This window comes from Ruegeria sp. BHSC223, assembly GCF_059613025.1.
In genome coordinates this window covers 91,440-113,175 of sequence record NZ_JBXWRR010000007.1, presented here as the reverse complement: position 1 = coordinate 113,175, position 21,736 = coordinate 91,440, and the positions used below count along the sequence as shown (strand labels likewise).

Here is a 21,736-nt window from a genome sequence, read left to right as displayed (position 1 = left end):
AGCCTGCCATGTTCGACCTGATCGTCAAGAACGCCAATCTGCCCGACGGGAAGAGCGGCGTCGATATCGCCTGCAAGGATGGCCTGATCGCCGCCGTCGAACCCGGCATCACCGCCGAGGCGGGCACGGTGATCGAGGCGGGCGGCAACCTGGTCTCGCCGCCCTTTGTCGATCCGCATTTCCACATGGACGCAACCCTGTCGTTGGGCACGCCGCGCATGAACGTCTCGGGCACGCTGCTGGAGGGGATCGCGCTGTGGGGTGAACTGAAGCCGATCCAGTCGATCGATGACATCATTGCCCGCGCGCTGCGCTATTGCGATCTGGCGGTGGCCAAGGGCATCGGCGCGATCCGCAGCCATGTGGACACCTGCGACGACGAATTGAAAGGCGTGCAGGCCCTTCTGGAGGTGCGCGAGCGGGTCAAGGACCGGCTCGACCTGCAACTGGTGGCCTTTCCCCAGGACGGGGTGCTGCGCGACCCGACCGCGATGGCCAACACCGTGCGGGCGCTGGACATGGGCGTCGATGTGGTGGGCGGCATCCCGCATTTCGAGCGCACCATGGCCGATGGCGCCGAAAGCGTGCGCCTCTTGTGCGAGATCGCGGCCAAGCGCGGGTTGATGGTCGACATGCATTGCGACGAAAGCGACGATCCCCTGAGCCGCCATATCGAGACGCTGGCCTATGAGACCCAGCGTCTGGGCCTTCAGGGCCGGGTGGCGGGTTCGCACCTGACCTCGATGCACTCGATGGACAACTACTATGTCTCGAAACTGATCCCGCTGATGGTCGAGGCCGGGGTTCATGCCATTCCCAATCCGCTGATCAACATCATGTTGCAGGGCCGGCACGACAGCTATCCCAAACGGCGCGGCCAGACGCGCGTGCGCGAGCTGCGCGATGCGGGCATCACCGTGGGCTTCGGCTCGGATTGCGTGATGGATCCGTGGTATTCGCTGGGCCGCGCCTGCATGCTCGACGTGGCCTTCATGGGGCTGCATGTGGGTCAACTGTCCAGCCGCGCCGACATGGACTGGTGCTTTGACGCGGTCACCGAGAATTCGGCCCGGATCATGGGGCTCGACGGTTATGGTCTGGCCAAGGGCTGCGCCGCGAATTTCGTGCTGTTGCAGGCGCGCGACCGGATCGAGGCGATCCGCCTGCGCGCCCATCGCCTGGCCACCATCCGCAAGGGCGCGGTGATCTGCCGGTCAGCCCCGGTGACCCACGAGCTGGCTGGCACGGATGGCTGGTCGGGACTGGACGAGACCGCATTCGCACCACCGCAGACCGGGTAACGATCTGGGTGACACGCGCCTTGCGTGGCTAGGGGAGAGGCGGCGCCTCTCCCTGTTTCTTGCTCAGGCAGCAGGCATCCGCTGTTCGACGATCTCGGCCCACCAGCTGCATCCCGCCGGAATGGCCTCGTCGTTGAAGTTGTATTCGGGATGATGCACCATCGCGGTGTCGCCATTGCCGACCAGGATATAGGCGCCGGGGCGTTCCTCCAGCATATAGGCGAAATCCTCGCCCCCCATGACCAGCGCCGCCTCGTCGCAGCCGCCCGACACATCGCGCGCCACCTTGGCCGCGAACTCGGTCTGCTCGTCCGAGTTCACCATCACCGGATAGCCCCGGATATAGCGGATATCGGCGGTACCGCCGAAGGTGGCCGCGATGCCCGAACAGATCTCGTTGATACGCTTCTCGGCCAGATCGCGCATGTCCCTGGACATGGTGCGCACGGTGCCCTTGATCTGCACCCGCTGCGGGATGACGTTGAACGCCTTGGAAGAGGTCTCGAACGAGGTGACCGAAACCACCACCTGATCGATCGGGTCGGCGTTGCGGCTGGCGATGGTTTGCAGCGCCAGCACCGCCTGTGCGGTCATCACCGTGGTGTCGATCGTGTCATGCGGCTTGGCCGCATGGCCGCCGCGTCCCTCGAAGGTGATGTCGAACTGGTCGGTGGCGGCAAAGAAGGCACCGGGCCGGATCGCGAAACTGCCCACGGGCGCGCCGGGCCAGTTGTGCATGCCGTAGACCTCCTGGATGTTCCAGCGGTCCATCATGCCATCCTCGCACATCTCGCGACCGCCGCCACCGCCCTCTTCGGCGGGCTGGAAGATCACCACCACCGTGCCGTCGAAATTGCGGGTCTCGGCCAGATACTTGGCCGCGCCCAGCAGCATCGCGGTATGGCCGTCATGGCCACAGGCATGCATGGCGTTGGGTGTCTTCGAGGCATAGTCGAGCCCGGTCTGCTCATGGATCGGCAGCGCGTCCATGTCGGCGCGCAGCCCGATCACCTTGCCCTTGCTGTCGCTCTTGCCCTTGATGACACCGACCACACCGGTGCGGCCGATGCCGGTGACCACCTCGTCACAACCGAACTCTTGCAGTTTTTCGGCAACCAGCGCGCTGGTCCGATGGGTTTCGAACAGGATTTCCGGGTTTTCATGGATATCCCGGCGCCATTCGGTGATCTCGGATTGCAATTCTGCAAAGCGGTTCTTGACAGGCATAGTGTTTCCTCTTGCGTCACATCAGGGGTTAAGCGGCATTCGCTGCTCGGCCAGCGTGGCGAACCAGCTGCATCCGGCGGGAATGGCCGCGTCGTTGAATTCATAGGCGGGGTGGTGCAGATCGGCGCTGTCGCCATTGCCCAGAAAGATGAAGGCGCCGGGGCGTTCGGCCAGCATGTCGGCAAAATCCTCGCCCCCCATCACCGGGTCGATCTCCAGCGGCGCCTGGCCGGTCACCGCCCGGGCCGCCTCGGCGGCATGGGCCGCACCGGGGGCCGGATTGCTGGTGACCGGCACCAGCTGCATGTAGTTCAGTTCGGCCGTTGCGCCATGCGCCTCGGCTGTGGCACGGGCCACCTCGGCGATGCGTGCACGGATCCGCGCCTGCACCTCGGGGTGCAGGTAGCGCACCGTTCCCTTGATCAGAGCGCTGTCGGCGATGACGTTATGAGCGTCGCTGTCGGTGCGCAGCGAACAGACCGACAGCACCGCCGGTTTCAGCGGATCGACATTGCGCGCCACCACCTGTTGCAGGGCCACGGTCAGTTGCGCGGCGGCCAGCGTGGCATCGGCGGTCAGATGCGGCATGGCCCCGTGCCCGCCCCGCCCCTGCACCCGGATTTCAAAGAAATCCGTGGCCGCCATCATCGGCCCCTCACGCAGGGCGAACTGGCCCGCCGGCAGGCCGGGCCAGTTGTGCAGGCCATAAACCTCGGTCACGCCGTGGCGGTCCATCACCCCGTCGGCCAGCATCGCCTTGGCGCCGCCGCCGCCCTCTTCGGCGGGCTGGAACAACAGCACCACGGTGCCGTCGAAATTGCGGGTCTCGGCCAGGTATTGCGCCGCGCCCAGCAGCATCGCGGTATGGCCGTCATGGCCGCAGGCATGCATCTTGCCCGGATGGGTCGAGGCATGCGGCAACCCGGTCGCTTCGGTGATCGGCAGCGCGTCCATATCGGCGCGGAACGCCATCACCCGGCCCGAGCCGGTTTGGCGTCCGTGAATAACGCCGACAACGCCGGTCTGCCCGACCCCGGTTTCCACCATGTCGCAGCCAAAGGCGCGCAGCCGCTCGGCCACCAGCGCACTGGTACGGTGCTCTTCAAAGCGGGTCTCGGGATGGGCATGGATATCGCGGCGCCATTCGGCGATCTGATCCTGCAACTCGGCAAATCGGTTTCTGACCGGCATCGGCGGGGTCCTTCTCAGGTAGCGGGCATGCGGCGTTCGACCATTTCGGCGAACCAGCTGCATCCGGCCGGGATGATCTCGTCGTTGAAATCGTATTCGGGGTGATGCAGCCCGGCGCTATCGCCATTGCCGATCATGATGAAGGCGCCGGGGCGCGCCTCCAACATGAAGGAGAAATCCTCGCCCCCCATCACCATGCGCGCCTCGCCGCAGCCGCCCGAGACAAGTTCGGCCACCTCGGCGGCAAAACGGGTGGGTTCCTCGGCGTTCACGGTCACCGGCACGCCGCGTTCGTAATTCACCTCGGCCTTACCCCCAAAGGTGGCGGCGACACCCTGAACAACCTCGCCAAGTCGCCGTTCGATCAGGTCGCGCATCTCGCCGGAATGGGTGCGCACGGTGCCCCGGATGGTGGCGGCCTGCGGGATCACGTTGAACGCCTTGGACGAGGTCTCGACCGAGGTGACCGACAGAACCGCCTGCAGGATCGGGTCGGTATTGCGCGACACCACGGTTTGCAGCGCCACGATCATCTGCGACAGCATCACGGTGGTATCGACCGTGTCATGCGGTTTGGCCGCATGGCCGCCGCGCCCTTCGAGATGGATTTCGAACGTGTCAGCAGCGGCCAGCAGCGGACCGGGCCGGATCTTGAACTGACCGGCGGCCAGGCCCGGATTGTTGTGCATGGCATAGACCTCCTGCACCCCGAACCGGTCCATCATGCCATCCTTGACCATCGCCTCGGCGCCGTTTCCGCCCTCTTCTGCGGGCTGAAAGATCACCACCACGGTGCCGTCGAAGTTGCGGGTCTCGGCCAGGTATTTGGCCGCGCCCAGCAGCATCGCGGTATGGCCGTCATGGCCGCAGGCATGCATCGCGCCGGGAATGGTCGAGGCATGTGGCAGCCCGGTCTGCTCCTGCATCGGCAGCGCGTCCATGTCCGCGCGCAGCCCCACGACCCGCCCCGCCGTGTCGCTCTTGCCCCGGATCACGCCGACAACGCCGGTGCGGCCGATGCCGGTGACCACCTCGTCACAGCCGAATTCGCGCAGCTTGCCGGCCACCATGGCCGAGGTCCGGTGGGTTTCGTACAGGATCTCGGGGTGCTGGTGGATATCGCGCCGCCAGCCCGCGATTTCCTCATGCATCTCCGCCAGGCGGTTCTTGATCGGCATCTTGTTCTCTTCCCTGTCTTTTTTGGCCGCTCAGCGCGCGGGCATGCGGCGTTCGACCATCTCGGCATACCAGCTGCTGCCCGCCGGGATCGCCTCGTCATCGAAGTTATAGGCCGGGTGATGGCATTGCGCCGTGTCCCCGTTCCCAAGGAAGATATAGGCGCCAGGCCGTTCTTCCAGCATATAGGCGAAATCTTCGCTGGGCATGATGGGGTCGACGGCATCATCCACCGCGCCTGAAACGGCCAGCGCGGCCTCGGCGGCATGGTGCGTTTCGGTCTCGCTGTTGATGGTGGCGGGATAACCGGGGGTCCAGATCACCTGCGCCGTGGCACCATAGGCCGAGGCGATATCCTCGGCCACGCGGCGCACCCGCGCCTCGGCCAGGGCGCGGTATTCGGGATCAAGCGTGCGCACCGTCCCGCACAGCCGCGCGGTATGGGCGATGACATTCGAGGCGACGCTGTCCGTCTCGAACGTGCCGACGGTCAGCACCACCCGTTTGATCGGGTCCACGTTGCGCGAGACGATGGAATGCAGCGAGACCACGATCTGCGAGGCCACCAGCGTGGTGTCGACGGCATCATGCGGGGCGGCGGCATGGCCGCCCTTGCCGGTCACCACGATCTCGAACTCGTCGGACGAGGCCAGAAGCGCGCCGGGCCGGATCGCGAATTGCCCGACCGGCAGGCCCGGCGTGTTGTGCATGCCGTAAACCTCCTGGATGTTCCAGCGATCCATCATGCCATCGGCGCACATTTCGCGGCCACCACCGCCGCCCTCTTCGGCGGGCTGAAAGATCAAAACCGCCGTGCCGTCGAAATTGCGGGTCTCGGCCAGGTATTTGGCAGCACCCAGCAACATGGCCGTATGCCCGTCATGACCGCAGGCATGCATCTTGCCCGGCACGGTCGAGGCATAGTCGAGCCCAGTCGCCTCGGTGATCGGCAACGCGTCCATATCGGCGCGCAGGCCGATCACCTTGCCCGCCGTGTCGGTCTTGCCCTTGATGGTGGCGACAACCCCGGTGCGACCGATGCCGGTGGTGATGTCATCCACACCGAATTCACGCAGACGCTCGACCACGAATGCGGCGGTCTGATGCACATCGAACAACAGCTCGGGATGGGCATGCAGATGCCGGCGCCATCCGGTGATTTCTTCTTTCATGTCCGCAAGACGGTTCTTGATCGGCATTTATTGCTCTCCTTGCCGGATACATCCGGGCACCTGACACAAACGAAAACGCCGCGCCCCGGAGTTCCGGGGGCACGGCGCGTGAAAACGGGGCTTGGCGGCTGCGCCGGTGCGCCGACCTGTTGGGGTCCATCCTGTTGCGCCCGGTCGCACCTGCATTGCCGTTACTCCGACAATCGGTCGAGTAATCGCGCCATGAAACCATGGCCCGCCTCGAACTGGGCGACGGTGATGAACTCGTTGGGCTGATGCGCCTGGGCGATGTCGCCGGGGCCGCAGATCACGGCAGAGTAACCCGCCTCCTGGAACTGTCCGGCCTCGGTGCCATAGCTGACCACATGGCCCGCATTGTCGCCGGTCAGGGCGCGCACCAGCATCTCGGCCTCGCCCTCCTGCTCGGGGACCAGCGGCGGCACGTGGAACTGTTCGGAGAGATCAATCCGCGCCTCGGGATGCACCGCCTGCATCTGCGCCTCGACCTCGCGCACCGCCTCGAAATAGGCGTCGCGCCACCGCTCCTTTGCCTCGCCGGGCACGATGCGGAAATCCATCGCAAAGCGGCAGTCCTTGGCGGTGATGTTATGCGCGGTTCCACCCGAGATCATGCCCACATGGCAGGTGGTCCAGGGCGGATCGAACATCGCCGCCAGCGCCGAAGGCGTCGCCGCGCGGTTTTCGGCATTGCGGTGATTGGCCCAGTCAATCAGCGGCGCGGCGGCCATGATCGCGTTGACCCCGGTATGCATGATCGAGCTGTGCACCTCGAAGCCGACAACATGGGTGTCATAGCCAAAACCGCCCTTGTGCCCGGTCACCGCCTGCATCATCGACGGCTCGCCGACGATCACGGCGCTGCCCTTGGGCAGGTGGTTCTGCATCTCGACGATCATCGGCGGCGCGCCGGTACAGCCGACCTCCTCGTCAAAGCTGAGCGCCAGTTGCAGAGGGCGTTTCAGATCGCGATAGCGCCCCTCGACCAGCGCCCAGATCGCCAGTGCGTCGAATCCCTTCATGTCGCAGGTGCCGCGCCCGAAATACTTGCCGTCGCGCTCGACCACGGTGAACGGGTCGCTGTCCCAGGGCTGGCCGTCGACAGGCACCACATCGGTATGGCCCGAGAGCACCACCGCCCCCTCTTCCCAAGGGCCGACATGGGCAAAGAGCGCCGCCTTGTGCGGCTGGTCGGGATCGACCCAGCGATGCGCGGTGATGCCGTGCCCGGCCAGATAGGTCTCGACCCAGTCCACCAGCGGCAGGTTGGTATCGCGGCTGACGGTCGGAAAGGCGACAAGCGCGCCCATGATCTCGACCGGCGACAGGCGTTCAGTCATGGGTCAGTGTCCGCCCTGCCCCGCGTGCGACAGAGCGGTCGCATTGATCGAATCGCGGTCGACCGTATAGCCCGCCCATTCGCCATCCAGCACGTAATGGCCCGGCTCGACCTCGATATAGCGCGAGGGATCGGGGTCGTAGCCGATGGGATGGATCGGCGAGGGAATCGGTTTGAAGTTCAGGTCCTTCTCGGACTTGCGCCGGCGCGGGTCGGCGATCGGCACCGCCTTCATCAGGGCCTGGGTATAGGGATGCTGCGGGTTTTCGAACACGCGCACGCGCGGCCCGAGTTCAACGACCCGACCAAGATACATGACGCCCACATGGTGGCTGACCCGTTCGACGACGGCCATGTCATGGCTGATGAACAGATAGCTGAGCCCCAGATCGGCCTGCAATTCCATCATCAGGTTCAGCACCTGCGCCTGCACCGACACGTCCAGCGCCGAGACCGCCTCGTCGGCGACGATCAGCTTGGGGTTCAGCGCCAGCGCGCGCGCAATCGCGATTCGCTGCCGTTGGCCGCCCGACATCTCGTGCGGATAACGGCGCATGAAGCTGCGCGGCAATTGCACCCGGTCAAACAGCGAGGCGACGCGGTCCACCAGTTCCGAGCCGCTGGCAACGTCATAGTTGCGCATGGGTTCGGCCACCTGCTCCAGCAACTGCATCTGCGGGTTCAGCGAGGCGAACGGGTCCTGAAAGATCATCTGCATGTCGAGCCGGGCCTTGCGCAGCCCGGCCTGATCCAGCTGCATGATATCGACGCCGTCCAGATTGATCTGCCCCGCCATCGGTTCGACCAGGCGCAGGATCGACCGACCCGCCGAGGATTTGCCACAACCGGATTCGCCCACCAGGCTGAGGGTCTGCCCCTTGTTGAGGGTGAACGAGACGTCCTCGACCGCATGCACATTGGCCACCGTGCGGCGGAAGAAACCACCCTTGACCGGAAACCGCGTGGTCAGCCCCTTGACGGTCAACAGCGGGGTTTCGGTGCCCATGATCGGCTCGATCTTCTGATCGGCGACCCCCATCAGCTTCATCGGTTCGGGCGCCACCTTGCCGCGCATTTCGCCCAGCTTGGGTACGGCAGCCAGCAGCGCCTTGGTGTAATCGTGCTGCGGGTTCTCGAAGATTTCCTCGACCGTGCCCTCTTCGACCTTGTTGCCACGGAACATCACCACCACGCGGTCGGCCATCTGGGCCACCACCGCCATGTCATGGGTGATGAACATCACCGCGGTGCCGGTCTCGCGCTTCAACCGGTCCATCAGCGCCAGGATCTCGGCCTGGATGGTCACGTCCAGCGCGGTCGTGGGTTCATCGGCGATCAGCAGACGCGGCTCGCAGGCCATCGCCATGGCGATCACCACCCGCTGGCGCATACCGCCGCTGAGTTCGTGCGGATACTGCTTCAGCCGGCGCTCGGGTTCGGGAATGCGGACCTGCCGCAACAGCTCCAGCGCGCGCGCCTCGGCCTGAGACTGGCTCAGCCCCCGGTGCACGCGCAAGCCTTCGGTCAGCTGGCGCCCGACGGTAAAGACCGGGTTCAGCGCCGTCATCGGCTCCTGAAAGATCATGCCGATCTCGTTGCCGCGAATGTGGCGCATATAGTCCTGGTCGGCCGTGGCCAGATCCAGCTCGCCGCCGTCGCGGCGGTCGAACAAGAGTTGGCCACCGGCGATGTCACCGCCGCCGAACTCCACCAATCGCATCAGCGACAACGAAGAAACAGACTTGCCAGAGCCTGATTCGCCCACAACACAGACCGTCTCGCCCGGATTGATCTCGAACGAGACATCCTCGACCCCGACAACAGGTCCGTCCTTTGTCTGGAACTCGACTCTGAGCTTCTTGATCTGTGCAATAGGCTGATCCAGCACGCGCGCGCTCCCCTTGGTCGCCCTTTTTGGTTGTTGGCAAACGCTAAGGCCCTCGCAGGGGGGGAGTCAAACCCATTGACCGTTTTCCCGACGGCAAGGCTTGCAATTTTCCAAAACTCTGTTTCGATACGACCCGTAACCGTTCCTGGGGGAGCCTGGTTCTTTCGCGTAGCGCGAATGGATTAGGATTTGTCTTTCAAGGATTTACCCAACGGGCGGCAACACCCAAGCCACGGTTAACCGTGGAAAAAATCACGACACATCCGTGTCCAACAAGGAGTGTAGTATGAAACTCAAGGCCCTTTTGATGGGTGCAATCGCCAGCACGGCCCTCGCCCCGGCAGCCTTTGCCGAGCGTGGTGCGGACGGCAATGTCAGCATCATCTACTGGCAGGCACCCTCGATCCTGAACCCGTTCCTGTCGGGCGGCACCAAGGACGTTGAATCCGCCTCGCTGATCATCGAACCGCTGGCCCGTTACGACGAAAACGGCGGCATGGTGCCCTTCCTGGCGGCCGAGATCCCGACCGTCGAGAATGGCGGCGTGAGCGAGGATCTGACCTCGATCACCTGGAAGATCGCACCCGGCATCAAGTGGTCGGATGGCAGCGCCTTTACCGCCCATGACGTGAAATTCACCGCCGATTACTGCATGCATCCCGAAGGCGGCTGCGCGCAGCTGACCAAGTTCGAAGGCGTGACCTCGGTCGAGGCGCTCGATGACATGACCGTCAAGGTCACCTTCGACAAGCCGACCCCGTTCCCCTATGGCCCCTTCGTGGGTGGCGAAAGCCCGATCATCCAGAAGGCCCAGTTCGAGAACTGCATGGGCGCCAAGGCCCCCGAATGCACCACCGAGAACTTTGGCCCGATCGGCACCGGCCCCTTTGTCGTCACCGAGTTCAAACCGAACGACGTGATCACGATGAAGGCCAACGACAACTATCGTGACCCGAACAAACCGGCCTTTGCCACGCTGACCTTCAAGGGCGGCGGCGATGCCACCGCGGCCGGTCGTGCCGTGATGGAAACCGGCGAGTTCGACTATGCCTGGAACCTGCAGCTGGCGCCCGAGGTGATCCAGCAGATGCAGGCTGGCGGCAAGGGTACCCCGGTCGCGGGCTTCGGCCCGCTGGTCGAGCGCATCATGCTGAACCAGACCAACCCCTCGCCCGACCTGCCCGAAGGCGAGCGTTCGACCGCCAAGCATCCGCATCCCTTCCTGCAGGATCCGGCTGTCTACAAGGCGATGTCGATGGCCATCGACCGGCCGCTGCTGGTTGAGATCGGCTATGGCCAGGCCGGCAAGGTCACCTGCAACTGGGTTCCGGCACCTGCCGCGGTGAACTCGGACACTTTCTCCTGCGACACCCAGGACATCGAAGGCGCCAAGAAGCTGCTGGATGACGCCGGCATCGTCGACACCAACGGCGACGGCGTGCGTGAAAAGGACGGCGTGCCGCTGAAAGTGGTCTACCAGACCTCGACCAACGCCGTGCGTCAGGACTTCCAGGCGCTGATCAAGGAGTGGTGGGCCGAGATCGGTATCGAGACCGAACTGCGCAACATCAACGCATCCGTGTTCTTCGGTGGTGACCCGGGCTCGCCCGATACCTTCCAGAAGTTCTATGCCGACGTTGAAATGTACGCCAACACCTTCAACGGCACCGACCCGCAGTCCTACCTGGGCAACGGCCTGTGCGACAAGGCCCCCAAGCCGGAAAGCCAGTGGCAGGGTGAGAACATCAGCCGCTTCTGCAACGAAGAGTTCGACGCGCTGCATGCGGAACTCACCAAAACGGCTGGTGCGGATGCGCGCGCGGAAATCGCCAAGCGTCTGAACGACATCATGGTTGAAAACGGCGGCATGATCCCGCTGGTGCACCGTGGTCGTCTGTCGGCCCATTCCAACACGCTGGGCGGCGTCGTCCTGAACGTGTGGGACAGCGAGCTGTGGAACGCAGCCGACTGGCACCGCATCAAGTAACGCCAACACCATTCAGCCGCGTCCCGATCCAACATCGGGGCGCGGCGCTCTGGCATCCGTCCCAACAAAAAGACTCGTAAACAAAGGCGCACCCGAATGCTGACCTTCACCATCCGTCGTCTGGTCCTGGCCGTCCCGACGCTTTTGTTCATCAGTCTTGTCATCTTCCTGCTGCTTGAACTCGCCCCTGGCGATCCGATGGCGCAGGTGCCGCTGACGGTGCCGCCCGAGGTCAAGGAAAAGATGCGCGAGGCGCTGGGCCTGGGCCAGCCGCTGCATATCCGGTTCTGGAAATGGATCGTGCAGTTCTTCTGGATCGAACCACAGGTGCTGATCGACCATTACTTTGGTACAGCCCTTTCCGAGGGCAAGCTGCGGGTGATCTCGTGGCAGACCCGTTCGCCGGTGATGGACATCGTGGTGCAGCGCATCCCCCAGACCCTGTGGGTGGTCGGCACCGCCTATGTGGTGGCCATCATCATCGCCCTGCCCATCGGCATCTATTCCGCCTATCGGCAATATAGCTGGTTCGACCAGCTCGGGACCTTTGTCTCGATGGTGGGCTTCTCGGTGCCCCCCTTCTTCTCGGGCGTGCTGGTGATCGTGATCTTCTCGGTGCAGCTTGGCTGGTTCCCGTCGATCTATGACACCACGCATGTGGTCAACAGTTGGGACAGTTTCGTCTATCAGCTCAAACAGATGATCATGCCGGTAATGGTGCTGGCGCTCCAGATCACCGCGCAGCTTTCCCGTTTCATGCGCGCCTCGATGCTGGACAACCTGAACCAGGATTACGTCCGCACCGCCCGCGCCAAGGGGCTCAGCGAATATGTCGTCGTGATGGTCCACGTGCTGCGAAACTCGATGATCCCGGTGGTGACCGTGATCGCGCTGGGCATTCCCTCGATCTTTGGCGGCGCCATCATCACCGAGCAGGTGTTCAAGGTGAACGGCATCGGCCAGCTGCTGATCGGTGCGCTTCAGGCCAACGACCTGCCGATGGTGCAGACCCTGACCTTTATCTTTGCCGTGCTGATCGTCCTCTTCAACCTGATCGCCGACGTTCTTTACGGCATCCTTGACCCGCGGATCCGCTATGACTGAGTTGAGCCAACCCCAACCCACCAAACCGCCGCGCAGCCAATGGTATGACGTGTGGGACCAGTTCCGTCAGCACAAGGGCGCGATGATGGGGGCGACCCTGTTCTTCCTGATCGTGGCCGCTGTCTATCTGGGTCCGTATCTTTGGGATCTCGACCCGACCAAGACGGCGATCCGGGAACGCAATCAAGGGCCCAGCCTGGCCCATCCCTTTGGCACCGATCAGCTGGGTCGCGACCTGTTGGCCCGGATGATGGCGGGCGGCGCCACTTCTGTCTCGGTGGGGATCACCGCGATGCTGCTGGCGCTGTTCCTCGGCTCTTTCGTCGGCGTGCTGGCCGGGTTCTTTCGCAAGCTCGACGGGCCGCTGATGCGCCTGACCGACCTGTTCCTCGCCCTGCCCCTGCTGCCGCTGCTGCTGGTCATGATGCTGCTGTTCCGCGAGCCGCTGAACGCCGCCTTCGGGCTGGAGCGGGGGATATTCATCCTTATAGTGTCGGCCATCGGCATCACATCGTGGATGCCCACGGCGCGGATCGTGCGCGGCGATGTGCTGGCGCTGAAAGAGCGGGAATTCGTGCTGGCGGCCCGCTCGATCGGGACCACGAACACGCGGCTGATCACCCGGCATATCCTGCCCAACGTGCTGTCTCCGATCATGGTCTCGGCAACGCTGGGCATCGCCACCGCGATCATCACCGAAAGCGCGCTCAGCTTCCTGGGCCTCGGCTTCCCGCCCGACTTCCCGACCTGGGGGCGGTTGCTGTTCGATGGCGTCGACTATCTGCAACAATTCCCCGAACGGGTGATCTGGCCCGGTATGGCGATCTCGCTGACGGTGCTGAGCGTCAACTATCTGGGCGACGGCCTGCGCGACGCACTCGACCCGCGCATCCGGGGCCGCTGAGGTAAAAAAAGAACGAAAGATAGGCCGCTCCGATCCGGGGCGGCCTTTTGGTTTCCTGCAACCGGCAAGGCCGGAACAGCATTTTCGAAGCCCCCCTCGCGGACGGGAGAATCTCCCACAAGAGAACGTCAGCACACATTCTGATGTGCTTGATTGTCGTGCATTTTGCCCGCATCTGGGAAAATATTCTCAATTCTCCGTGAGGCTGCCATGTTCGAGTCCCTTGGTTTCGAAGAGACCACCGCAAAAGAGATCAGCGTTCTTCTGGGCCTGATCCTGGGCGTTCTGTTTGGCCTTCTGGCCGAGCGGACGCGGTTCTGTTTCCGCCGCGCCGTGGTGGGTGCGGATGCGCGCCAGGCCGCCGGTGTCTGGTTCACCGCACTCGCCACCGCCATCCTGGGCACTCAGGCCGCCGTGGCGTCCGGGCTGATCGGCTTTGCCGATCACCGCCTCCTCGCATCGGACCTGCCGGTTCTGGCGGTGGTGCTGGGCGGGCTGATGTTCGGCGCCGGCATGGTGCTGACACGCGGCTGTATCTCGCGGCTCACCGTGCTGGGCGGAACCGGCAACCTGCGGGCGCTGACGGTTCTTCTGGTCTTTGCCGTGGTGGCCCATGCGATGCTGAAAGGCGCGCTGGCACCGCTGCGCACTACGTTGGGCACCTTCACCATCGACCTGGGCGAGACCGTCTCGCTGGCCGCCCTGCCCGGCGGCGCTGCGCTCTGGACCGCCGCGCTGGCGCTGGCCGCGCTGCTGGTCGCGGCACGCTCGGGCAATCGGGCGCTCCCCTTGCTGGGCGCCGCCCTGATCGGTCTGCTGGTGCCGCTGGGCTGGGTCGGTACCGGCTATGTCCTGTTTGACGAATTCGACCCCATCGCGATGGAGAGCCTTTCGTTTACCGCCCCTGCCGCCGATACGCTGTTCTACACCATCGCCTCGACCTCGATCGCGCCCGGTTTCGGCACCGGGCTGGTGGGTGGCGTGCTGCTGGGCGCGCTGGCGGCGGCGCTGCTGTTCGGCAGCTTCCGCTGGCAGAGCTTTGACAGCCCACGCCAGACCGGCCGCTATCTGGCCGGGGCGGTGCTGATGGGCATGGGCGGCGTGCTGGCGGGTGGCTGCACCTTGGGCGCCGGTCTGGCCGGTATTCCCACGCTCAGCCTTGCCGCGCTGCTGGCGCTCGCTGCCATCGCGCTGGGTGCAAAACTGACCGATGCGGTGCTTAATGCAGCTTCTTCCGGATCCTCTGAATACCCAGCCACACCAGCCCAACAACCGGCAGAGTGACCAGCGCGATCAGCGTCTTCTTGTCGATCCCGTACCACTCTGACAGCGGCAGCAGAAAGGCCGAGACCAATGAGACCGCATAGTAGCTGACCGCGACCACAGACAGGCCCTCGACCGTGTGTTGCAGACGCAGGGCCAGGTCGGCGCGGCGGTCCATGCTCTCCAGCAGCGCCTGGTTCTGGGCGCTGCGTTCCACATCCACGCGGGTACGCAGCAGGTCGCCGGCCCGGATCGCCCGGTCCGACAAACGCTTCAACCGTTGTTCGGTCGATTTCACCGTCCGCATCGCCGGTTCATAACGGCGCAGCATGAAATCGGCAAAGGTCTGGCGTCCGCCGAACCGCTCCTCTCGCAAGGAACTGATGCGCTGCCCCACGATGGCCTCATAAGCCCCGGTGGCGCCCAGACGGAATTCCGCCCGCGCGGCCATGGTCTCCAGTTCGGCAGATGTGGACAACAATTGCGGCAGCAATTCCTCGGCCGGGTGGTCGCCATCTGTCATCTTGACCATCAGCGCGGTCAACGCGGCATCCAGTTCACCCAGCTTCGGCCCCAGCGCCTTAACCCGGGCAAAGCCCAGCATCGACATCGCCTTGTAGGTCTCGATCTCGCACAGGCGCTGGATGATGCGGCCAATCCGGCGCTCGCCGGTGTCCGGCGCCACAAAGACGGCAAAGCGCATGTGGCCCGCCGGGTCGATGCGGAAATCGCCCGCCGCCACCGCGGCCCGGTCCAGCACATGCGCGGCGGCCAGGCTTTCAGGCACGAACCAGTCGGCCAACGCGGCGATGATATCCGCCTCGGGCGGCTGTTCCTCGACCCTGAGAAGGGCCGAGGTCACCCGTTGGCCCGGCGCGGCGGCCAGCCAGTCAGGCGGGAAAACTTCAAAGTCGACCGGATCGAAGGGACGCGCGCTGACACCCGTGGCAAAGGCCGTATAGGTCACGAACTCGGTATGGCTTTCCCATTTCAGCCAGTGCCGCCCGATCTGGCCCGCATAGTGCGTGGCCCCCGGCTGTGGATGCGCCGCGCCATGCCGGTCGAGCAGGTCGATCAGATGCGCCCGGTCCGCCTCGCGGTCGCGCCCCACAGCCGCATCCGGCTGTTTCACTGCCAGATAGGCCACCGTGCAGGGCGCGCGCGAAATGGGAAAGGGGCGCGCGTGCAGCTCGTTGGCCAGCGCAAAGCGCAAGGGATGGTCCTGAATGGGCGTCATTGGGGGCTCTCCGGTATGCGCGCACTATACGCGAGCAAGGCGAGACAGCAAATATTTATTTATTTCAGGCAGTTACAGGATACATTGGCATACATGCCGCCTCTTGAGCAAGAAAACCCACCGCATGGCCGGCCCGGAAACGAAAAGGGGCGCCGCATGGACGCCCCTTTCCCCAACTGTTTCAGCCGGATCAGTCGATCATCGGCAGCAGCTTGTCCAGCGACTGTTTGGCGTCGCCATAGAACATGCGCGTGTTCTCCTTGTAGAACAGCGGGTTCTCGATGCCCGAATAGCCGGTGCCCTGCCCGCGCTTAGAGACAAACACCTGTTTCGCCTTCCAGCATTCCAGAACCGGCATGCCGGCGATGGGGCTGTTGGGGTCTTCCTGCGCGGCCGGGTTCACGATGTCGTTCGAGCCGATCACGATGGCCACATCGGTATCGGGGAAGTCCTCGTTGATCTCGTCCATTTCCAGCACGATGTCATAGGGCACCTTGGCCTCGGCCAAGAGCACGTTCATGTGCCCGGGCAGACGGCCCGCCACCGGGTGGATGGCGAAACGTACATTCTTGCCCTTGGCGCGCAGCTTGCGGGTCAGTTCGCTGACCGATTGCTGTGCCTGCGCCACCGCCATGCCGTAGCCGGGGATGATGATGACCGAGTCGGCATCGTTCAGCGCCGCGGCCACGCCCTCGGCGTCGATGGCGATCTGCTCGCCCTCGACCTCCATCGCCGGGCCCGAGGTGCCGCCAAAGCCGCCCAGGATCACCGAGATGAACGACCGGTTCATCGCCTTGCACATGATGTAGGACAGGATCGCACCGGACGAGCCGACCAGCGCGCCGACCACGATCAACAGGTCATTGCCGAGGCTGAAACCGATGGCCGCCGCCGCCCAGCCCGAATAGCTGTTCAGCATCGACACCACCACCGGCATGTCGGCGCCGCCGATGCCCATGATCAGGTGATAGCCGATGAAAAGCGCGGCGATTGTCAGGATCAGAAGCGGGAAGAACCCACCCGAGTTCAGATACCAGATCAGGCAGATCAGCGACAGGATGGCCGCGCCAGCGTTCAGCGCATGACCGCCCGGCAGTTTGGTCGCCGCCGAGGTCACCTTGCCCGAGAGCTTGCCATAGGCGATCACGGAACCGGTAAAGGTCACCGCCCCGATCCAGATGCCCAGCGCCGCCTCGACCCGCAGGATGTTGATTTCGACGGCGTCCTTCTTGGCAAGAAGCGCCGCAAAACCTTCCAGTGCCTTCTTTGCACTGTCATCCATGAGCAGAACGCGGCCCAGCTCGAAATGCGCATTGAAGCCCACGAACACGGCCGCCAGACCGACCAGGGCGTGCATACCGGCCACAAGTTCCGGCATCTGGGTCATCTCGACCTTTGACGCCAGCTGAAAGCCGATCATGCCACCAAGCGCGACCAGGATGATCGACAGCCACCACAGGCCCGCGCCGGGCCCGATGAGGGTTGCGAACACCGCCAGTCCCATACCGACAATGCCGTACCAGACGGCGCGCTTGGCGCTTTCCTGGCCCGACAGGCCACCCAGCGAAAGGATGAAGAGAACAGCCGCCACGACATAGGCGGCAGTGGTGAATCCAAAGTCCATAGCCCTCTACTCCTTTAGGATTTCTGGAACATGGCGAGCATGCGCCGCGTCACGAGGAAGCCGCCGAAGATGTTGATCCCGGCCATGAAGACCGACAGACCGGCCAGCAGGATCACCAGGAACGACCCCGACCCGATCTGCATCAGCGCGCCCAGGATGATGATCGACGAAATGGCGTTGGTCACGGCCATCAGCGGCGTGTGCAGCGAATGCGAGACGTTCCAGATCACCTGGAAGCCCACGAACACCGCCAGCACGAAGACGATGAAATGCTGCATGAAACTGGCCGGGGCCACCAGACCCACCAGCAGCAGCAACAGGCCACCCACGGTCAGCAGCGTCACCTGGTTCTTGGTCTGCGCCTTGAAGGCCGCAACCTCTTGCGCGCGCTTCTCCTCGGGGGTCAGCTCTTTCGGCTTTTCCTTGGACTTGGCCGCAATCGCCTGAACCTTTGGCGGCGGCGGCGGGAAGGTGATATCCCCCTCAAACGTCACCGTGGCGCCCCGGATCACGTCATCTTCCATGTTGTGGTTGATCTGGCCGTCCTTTTCGGGCGTCAGATCGGTCATCATGTGACGGATATTGGTGGCATAAAGCGTCGAGGCCTGCGCCGCCATGCGGCTGGGGAAATCGGTGTAACCGATGATGGTGACGCCGTTTTCGGTAACGATCTTCTCGTCCTTGACGGTCAGCTTGCAGTTGCCGCCCTTTTCCGCCGCAAGGTCCACGATGACCGAGCCGGGCTTCATCGCCGCGACCATGTCCTCGGTCCACAGCTCCGGCGCCTCGCGGTTGGGGATCAGCGCGGTGGTGATGACGATGTCCATCTCGGGCGCCAGTTCGCGGAACTTGGCCAGCTGCGCGGCCGCGAATTCCGGGGACGAGACCGAGGCATAGCCGCCGGTTGCCGCGCCATCCTGCTGCTCTTCCTCGAAGTCGAGATAGACGAATTCGGCGCCCATCGACTCGACCTGCTCGGCCACTTCGGGCCGCACGTCGAACGCATAGGTGATCGCGCCCAGGCTGGTCGACGTCCCGATGGCGGCCAGACCGGCCACACCGGCGCCGACGATCAGCACCTTGGCTGGCGGCACCTTGCCCGCCGCCGTCACCTGACCGGTGAAGAACCGGCCAAAGTTGTTGCCCGCCTCGATCACCGCGCGATAACCCGCGATATTGGCCATCGACGACAGCGCGTCCATCTTTTGGGCGCGGCTGATACGCGGCACCATTTCCATGGCGATCACATTGGCGCCCTTGGACTTGGCCGCTTCCATCCCCTCTTCGTTCCCCGCCGGATTGAAGAAGGAGATCAGCGTCTTGCCCTTGCTCAGCCGCTTCAGCTCGGTCGCATCGGGCTGGCGCACCTTGGCGACGATATCGACCTCTTTCCACAGCGCCGCCGCGGTCTTGACGATCTGAACGCCAGCCGCCTCGTACAGCGCGTCCGAGAAGCCCGCGGCCGCACCGGCCCCGCTCTCGATCGCGCAGTCATAGCCCAGTTTCTGCAACTGCACAGCGGAATCCGGTGTCATCGCGACGCGGTTCTCGCCCTCGAAAATTTCCTTTGGTGTGCCTATTTTCACCAGTCAGGTCCCCCTATTCGGCCCGGAGATCGGACGCGCCACAGTTAGGTTTGCAAAGCAAAGATGTATCTTGCGCAATTTTATTTCGCAAGCGCAGCATGCGCGACGTTGGGTCCGAACCTGTCATGTCCTATATCCAACGCCGCGTTTTCTGTGCGTATCGGGCAAAATCCGCCCGGAATTGCCGTCGGAGGCGGTTCTCCTCGGGAACAATGAAGCGTTTTTCCAGCAGCCAGGCAAAGACCGGCACCAGCACCAGCGACAGAACTGCATCAAGATGCAGAATCACGCCGGCCAGAACCAGCACGTCACCCAGATAGATCGGGTTGCGGCTGCGTTTGTAGATGCCGCTCTGTACCATGGCCGAAGGGGCGCGATGGGGAATGATGGTGGTCCGGTGGCGACGGAACTCGACCGCTGCCATCAGCATCAACAGCACCCCGCCCCCGATCAACAGACCGGCAATCAGGTCGGCAAGTCCGCTGTCCAGCGAGAGACCAAGAGAGAAATAGCGCTGTTGGAACCAGGCCACGGCAATGAAGGCCGCCAGCCATATCGGCGGCAGGTCAATGCGGTGCATGGCCGTTCCTTTCCGGGCACTCGCCCGAATATCCCCAAGCGTTCATGGCGCACCTCTACCCGGTTGCGACGGGATTTGCAAAAAAACCGACCCGCCTGCGACAATTAGGGAGGCAGCGGCGGCAGCCGTGCCACAACCAGGGCAGATATTCCCGAATTTAGGTCGGATCGGAACGATTGTTCCGCCCCTTACTCCCATTCCATCTCGGCAAAGACACGGCCCGCGTTCTTGGTGGCCAGTTCCTCGAACGTGTCCAGATTGCGCCAGCGCTCCTGATCCACGTAATAGGCGCTGGCCAGGTCACCGCCCTCTTCGATATGGGCGCCGATCTTTTCGCGCAGGTCGGTCAGATAATCGTAGGTATAGCGCCGCACCTGATCCAGATTGGTCGGATGCCCATGGCCGGGGATCACATAGGTGGGGGCCAGCGGCTCCATCCTGGTTTCCCAGGTCTCCAGCCAGCAACTGGTGCAGGTATGTTCAAAGATCGGCAGCATCCGCTCGTGAAAGGCGATGTCGCCCGCGATCAGGATCTTCCATTCGGGGATCCAGACCTGGATATCGCCCGGATCATGCGCCGGTCCCATATGCATCACCTCGATCGCCACACCGCCCAGCGTCAGGTCATAGCGATCCTCGAAGGTCAGGTTGGCGTGCTCCACCCGCGTGCCCTCGGCCCGGTCGCGGTTGTACCGCTCCATCCCCATCAGGATGAAATCGCCGTTCTGGGTGGTTTCCTCGACCGCGTCCACATGGGCCAGGACATCGACCCCAAGGTCGCGCCAATAGCTGTTGCCCAACATGGCATGGCCCTGCCCGTTCTCGTTGATGACCAGAACCACGGGCTGATCGGTGACCTGCTTGATCTCGTCATGAAGCGCAGCGGCCAGCCGGGCCGAGGCCCCGGCATTGATCACCACCACCCCCTCATCCGTCACGATGAAGGACAGGTTGTTGTTGTGCCCGGCATTCTCATAGGTCGGCGGCGCGGTGGCGCCGATGGCCGAGAAGACATGCGGAATGACCTCGACCGGTTTGGAGTAAAGCTCGGACTGCGGATACTGGTCGGCGATATCCTCGCTGGCAACCGCCGCGGTGGCGGCGAGTATCAGCGTCGTGGCCAGAAATCGTGTCATGTCACTCTCCTCCCAGTGAATCATTCATATATGTGCATAAGACGGAACGGAACGATACGGAACCCCTTGTCACAGGGTGGCGCGCCGATAGGCTGATCCGGCGAACAGGGAGGACCCGCAATGCATCTGAACGGCAAACATGCGCTGGTGACCGGTGGCGGCACCGGCATCGGTCTGGCGATTGCGCAGGCGCTGGCCGCCGAAGGCGCCCAGGTCACCATCACCGGACGCCGGGCCGAGGTGCTGGAGCAGGTGGCAACCGAGGGGCTGCATCCGCTGGCAATGGACGTGCGCCACGAAGAGGAGGTCGTCACCGGCATCGCCCGCGCGGTCGAGGCACGCGGCCCTGTGCAGATCTGCGTCGCCAATGCCGGCATCGCCGTGGGCAAGACCCTGCAAAAGACCGATATGGCGTTCTGGCGCGATATCATGGCGACCAATCTCGATGGCGCTTTCCTGACCATCCGCGAAAGCCTGCGCTCGATGCTGGAAACCGACTGGGGCCGGGTGATCACGGTCGCCTCGATTGCCGGACTGCGCGGTGCCCCCGGCGCGGGCGCCTACGCGGCCTCCAAACACGGCATGATCGGGCTGACCCGGACCTACTCGGAAGAGTTCATGGGAACGCCCTATACGTTCAACGCGCTTTGCCCCGGATATGTGGACACGCCGATCGTCGAGCGCAATACCGCCTCGATCTCGCAACGCACCGGCATGGCAGCCGACGATGCCCTGCAACTGATGGTGAACCAGAACCGGCACAAGCGGCTGATCGCCCCCGAAGAGGTGGCCGCCGCCGCCCTATGGCTGGTGCGCCCGGGTTCACAAAGCATCAACGGCCAGTGCATCGAGATCGCCGGCGGTCAGACCTGAGCCGGTATCGCAATTTGGCGCGGGCGGTTTCCAAAACAGAATAGCGCCCGCACAGATCACTGTAACCGTCTGTTTTCAAAAACATCCCTTCGACGCAGGGCAGAGATGCCCCGCGCCCCTGCCCCCTTGC

At 63.9% G+C, this 21,736-nt stretch carries 17 protein-coding genes; 6 read left to right on the top strand and 11 right to left on the bottom strand.

Annotated elements, in window-relative coordinates:
• The first annotated feature begins 8 nt into the window (after positions 1-8).
• Positions 9-1,301, top strand: a complete 1,293-nt coding sequence (locus tag AC2FNY_RS12975) for an amidohydrolase family protein (RefSeq protein WP_496802715.1) — start codon at positions 9-11, stop codon at positions 1,299-1,301.
• Positions 1,302-1,364: 63 nt separating this feature from the next.
• Here AC2FNY_RS12975 and AC2FNY_RS12970 read toward each other — a convergent pair whose 3' ends face one another.
• The 6 genes from AC2FNY_RS12970 to AC2FNY_RS12945 all read right to left on the bottom strand — a co-directional run bounded on the left by AC2FNY_RS12970 (position 1,365) and on the right by AC2FNY_RS12945 (position 9,312).
• Complete coding sequence (locus AC2FNY_RS12970; RefSeq protein WP_234138945.1) at positions 1,365-2,528, bottom strand: M20 aminoacylase family protein; 1,164 nt, start codon at positions 2,526-2,528, stop codon at positions 1,365-1,367.
• A 21-nt stretch (positions 2,529-2,549) separates the two neighbouring features.
• The gene (locus AC2FNY_RS12965; RefSeq protein WP_496802714.1) at positions 2,550-3,719 is read right to left on the bottom strand and encodes an amidohydrolase; all 1,170 of its coding nucleotides are present in this window, start codon (positions 3,717-3,719) and stop codon (positions 2,550-2,552) included.
• Positions 3,720-3,733: 14 nt separating this feature from the next.
• Complete coding sequence (locus AC2FNY_RS12960; RefSeq protein WP_496802713.1) at positions 3,734-4,897, bottom strand: M20 aminoacylase family protein; 1,164 nt, start codon at positions 4,895-4,897, stop codon at positions 3,734-3,736.
• A 30-nt stretch (positions 4,898-4,927) separates the two neighbouring features.
• On the bottom strand, positions 4,928-6,094 hold the full coding sequence (locus AC2FNY_RS12955) for a M20 aminoacylase family protein (RefSeq protein ID WP_496802712.1): 1,167 nt from the start codon (positions 6,092-6,094) through the stop codon (positions 4,928-4,930).
• Positions 6,095-6,258: 164 nt separating this feature from the next.
• The gene (argE, locus tag AC2FNY_RS12950; RefSeq protein ID WP_496802711.1) at positions 6,259-7,425 is read right to left on the bottom strand and encodes an acetylornithine deacetylase; all 1,167 of its coding nucleotides are present in this window, start codon (positions 7,423-7,425) and stop codon (positions 6,259-6,261) included.
• A gap of 3 nt (positions 7,426-7,428) precedes the next feature.
• Positions 7,429-9,312: an ABC transporter ATP-binding protein gene (locus AC2FNY_RS12945; protein ID WP_496802710.1), complete on the bottom strand. Its 1,884-nt coding sequence runs from the start codon at positions 9,310-9,312 to the stop codon at positions 7,429-7,431.
• A gap of 286 nt (positions 9,313-9,598) precedes the next feature.
• Between AC2FNY_RS12945 and AC2FNY_RS12940 the strand changes: the two genes are divergently transcribed.
• From AC2FNY_RS12940 to AC2FNY_RS12925, 4 genes are all read left to right on the top strand, one after another.
• Positions 9,599-11,299: a peptide ABC transporter substrate-binding protein gene (locus AC2FNY_RS12940; protein WP_234138939.1), complete on the top strand. Its 1,701-nt coding sequence runs from the start codon at positions 9,599-9,601 to the stop codon at positions 11,297-11,299.
• Positions 11,300-11,395: 96 nt separating this feature from the next.
• Positions 11,396-12,403 (top strand): ABC transporter permease, encoded by a 1,008-nt coding sequence (locus AC2FNY_RS12935; protein WP_234138938.1) that lies wholly within the window; start codon positions 11,396-11,398, stop codon positions 12,401-12,403.
• A complete protein-coding gene (locus tag AC2FNY_RS12930) occupies positions 12,396-13,307 on the top strand; it encodes an ABC transporter permease (protein ID WP_234138937.1) in 912 nt (303 codons plus the stop codon). The genes AC2FNY_RS12935 and AC2FNY_RS12930 overlap by 8 nt, the downstream gene beginning before the upstream one ends.
• Positions 13,308-13,517: 210 nt before the next feature.
• The gene (locus AC2FNY_RS12925; RefSeq protein ID WP_496802709.1) at positions 13,518-14,591 is read left to right on the top strand and encodes a YeeE/YedE family protein; all 1,074 of its coding nucleotides are present in this window, start codon (positions 13,518-13,520) and stop codon (positions 14,589-14,591) included.
• Here AC2FNY_RS12925 and AC2FNY_RS12920 read toward each other — a convergent pair.
• The 5 genes from AC2FNY_RS12920 to AC2FNY_RS12900 form a co-directional block, all read right to left on the bottom strand.
• Positions 14,527-15,807, bottom strand: coding sequence for a DUF3422 family protein (locus AC2FNY_RS12920; RefSeq protein ID WP_234138935.1), 1,281 nt, complete (start codon positions 15,805-15,807; stop codon positions 14,527-14,529). The two genes, AC2FNY_RS12925 and AC2FNY_RS12920, sit on opposite strands and share 65 nt — an antisense overlap.
• Before the next feature lie 190 nt (positions 15,808-15,997).
• A complete protein-coding gene (locus AC2FNY_RS12915; protein WP_234138934.1) occupies positions 15,998-17,431 on the bottom strand; it encodes an NAD(P)(+) transhydrogenase (Re/Si-specific) subunit beta in 1,434 nt (477 codons plus the stop codon).
• A 14-nt stretch (positions 17,432-17,445) separates the two neighbouring features.
• Entirely contained in the window at positions 17,446-19,017 is a 1,572-nt protein-coding gene (locus AC2FNY_RS12910; RefSeq protein ID WP_234138933.1) for a Re/Si-specific NAD(P)(+) transhydrogenase subunit alpha, read from the bottom strand.
• 130 nt (positions 19,018-19,147) lie between these two features.
• Entirely contained in the window at positions 19,148-19,597 is a 450-nt protein-coding gene (locus AC2FNY_RS12905; protein ID WP_234138932.1) for a methyltransferase family protein, read from the bottom strand.
• 188 nt (positions 19,598-19,785) lie between these two features.
• Positions 19,786-20,733 carry an MBL fold metallo-hydrolase gene (locus tag AC2FNY_RS12900; RefSeq protein WP_496802708.1) on the bottom strand — a complete coding sequence of 316 codons (948 nt, stop codon included), beginning with the start codon at positions 20,731-20,733 and terminating at the stop codon, positions 19,786-19,788.
• 120 nt (positions 20,734-20,853) lie between these two features.
• Between AC2FNY_RS12900 and AC2FNY_RS12895 the strand changes: the two genes are divergently transcribed.
• Entirely contained in the window at positions 20,854-21,606 is a 753-nt protein-coding gene (locus AC2FNY_RS12895) for an SDR family NAD(P)-dependent oxidoreductase (RefSeq protein WP_234143471.1), read from the top strand.
• Positions 21,607-21,736: the final 130 nt, after the last annotated feature.

Coding starts and splice junctions, on each gene's coding strand:
- AC2FNY_RS12975 (WP_496802715.1), top strand. CDS start 9: ATGTTCGACCTGATCGTCAAGAACGCCAATCTGCCCGACGGGAAGAGC.
- AC2FNY_RS12970 (WP_234138945.1), bottom strand. CDS start 2,528: ATGCCTGTCAAGAACCGCTTTGCAGAATTGCAATCCGAGATCACCGAA.
- AC2FNY_RS12965 (WP_496802714.1), bottom strand. CDS start 3,719: ATGCCGGTCAGAAACCGATTTGCCGAGTTGCAGGATCAGATCGCCGAA.
- AC2FNY_RS12960 (WP_496802713.1), bottom strand. CDS start 4,897: ATGCCGATCAAGAACCGCCTGGCGGAGATGCATGAGGAAATCGCGGGC.
- AC2FNY_RS12955 (WP_496802712.1), bottom strand. CDS start 6,094: ATGCCGATCAAGAACCGTCTTGCGGACATGAAAGAAGAAATCACCGGA.
- argE (WP_496802711.1), bottom strand. CDS start 7,425: ATGACTGAACGCCTGTCGCCGGTCGAGATCATGGGCGCGCTTGTCGCC.
- AC2FNY_RS12940 (WP_234138939.1), top strand. CDS start 9,599: ATGAAACTCAAGGCCCTTTTGATGGGTGCAATCGCCAGCACGGCCCTC.
- AC2FNY_RS12935 (WP_234138938.1), top strand. CDS start 11,396: ATGCTGACCTTCACCATCCGTCGTCTGGTCCTGGCCGTCCCGACGCTT.
- AC2FNY_RS12930 (WP_234138937.1), top strand. CDS start 12,396: ATGACTGAGTTGAGCCAACCCCAACCCACCAAACCGCCGCGCAGCCAA.
- AC2FNY_RS12925 (WP_496802709.1), top strand. CDS start 13,518: ATGTTCGAGTCCCTTGGTTTCGAAGAGACCACCGCAAAAGAGATCAGC.
- AC2FNY_RS12920 (WP_234138935.1), bottom strand. CDS start 15,807: ATGACGCCCATTCAGGACCATCCCTTGCGCTTTGCGCTGGCCAACGAG.
- AC2FNY_RS12915 (WP_234138934.1), bottom strand. CDS start 17,431: ATGGACTTTGGATTCACCACTGCCGCCTATGTCGTGGCGGCTGTTCTC.
- AC2FNY_RS12905 (WP_234138932.1), bottom strand. CDS start 19,597: ATGCACCGCATTGACCTGCCGCCGATATGGCTGGCGGCCTTCATTGCC.
- AC2FNY_RS12900 (WP_496802708.1), bottom strand. CDS start 20,733: ATGACACGATTTCTGGCCACGACGCTGATACTCGCCGCCACCGCGGCG.
- AC2FNY_RS12895 (WP_234143471.1), top strand. CDS start 20,854: ATGCATCTGAACGGCAAACATGCGCTGGTGACCGGTGGCGGCACCGGC.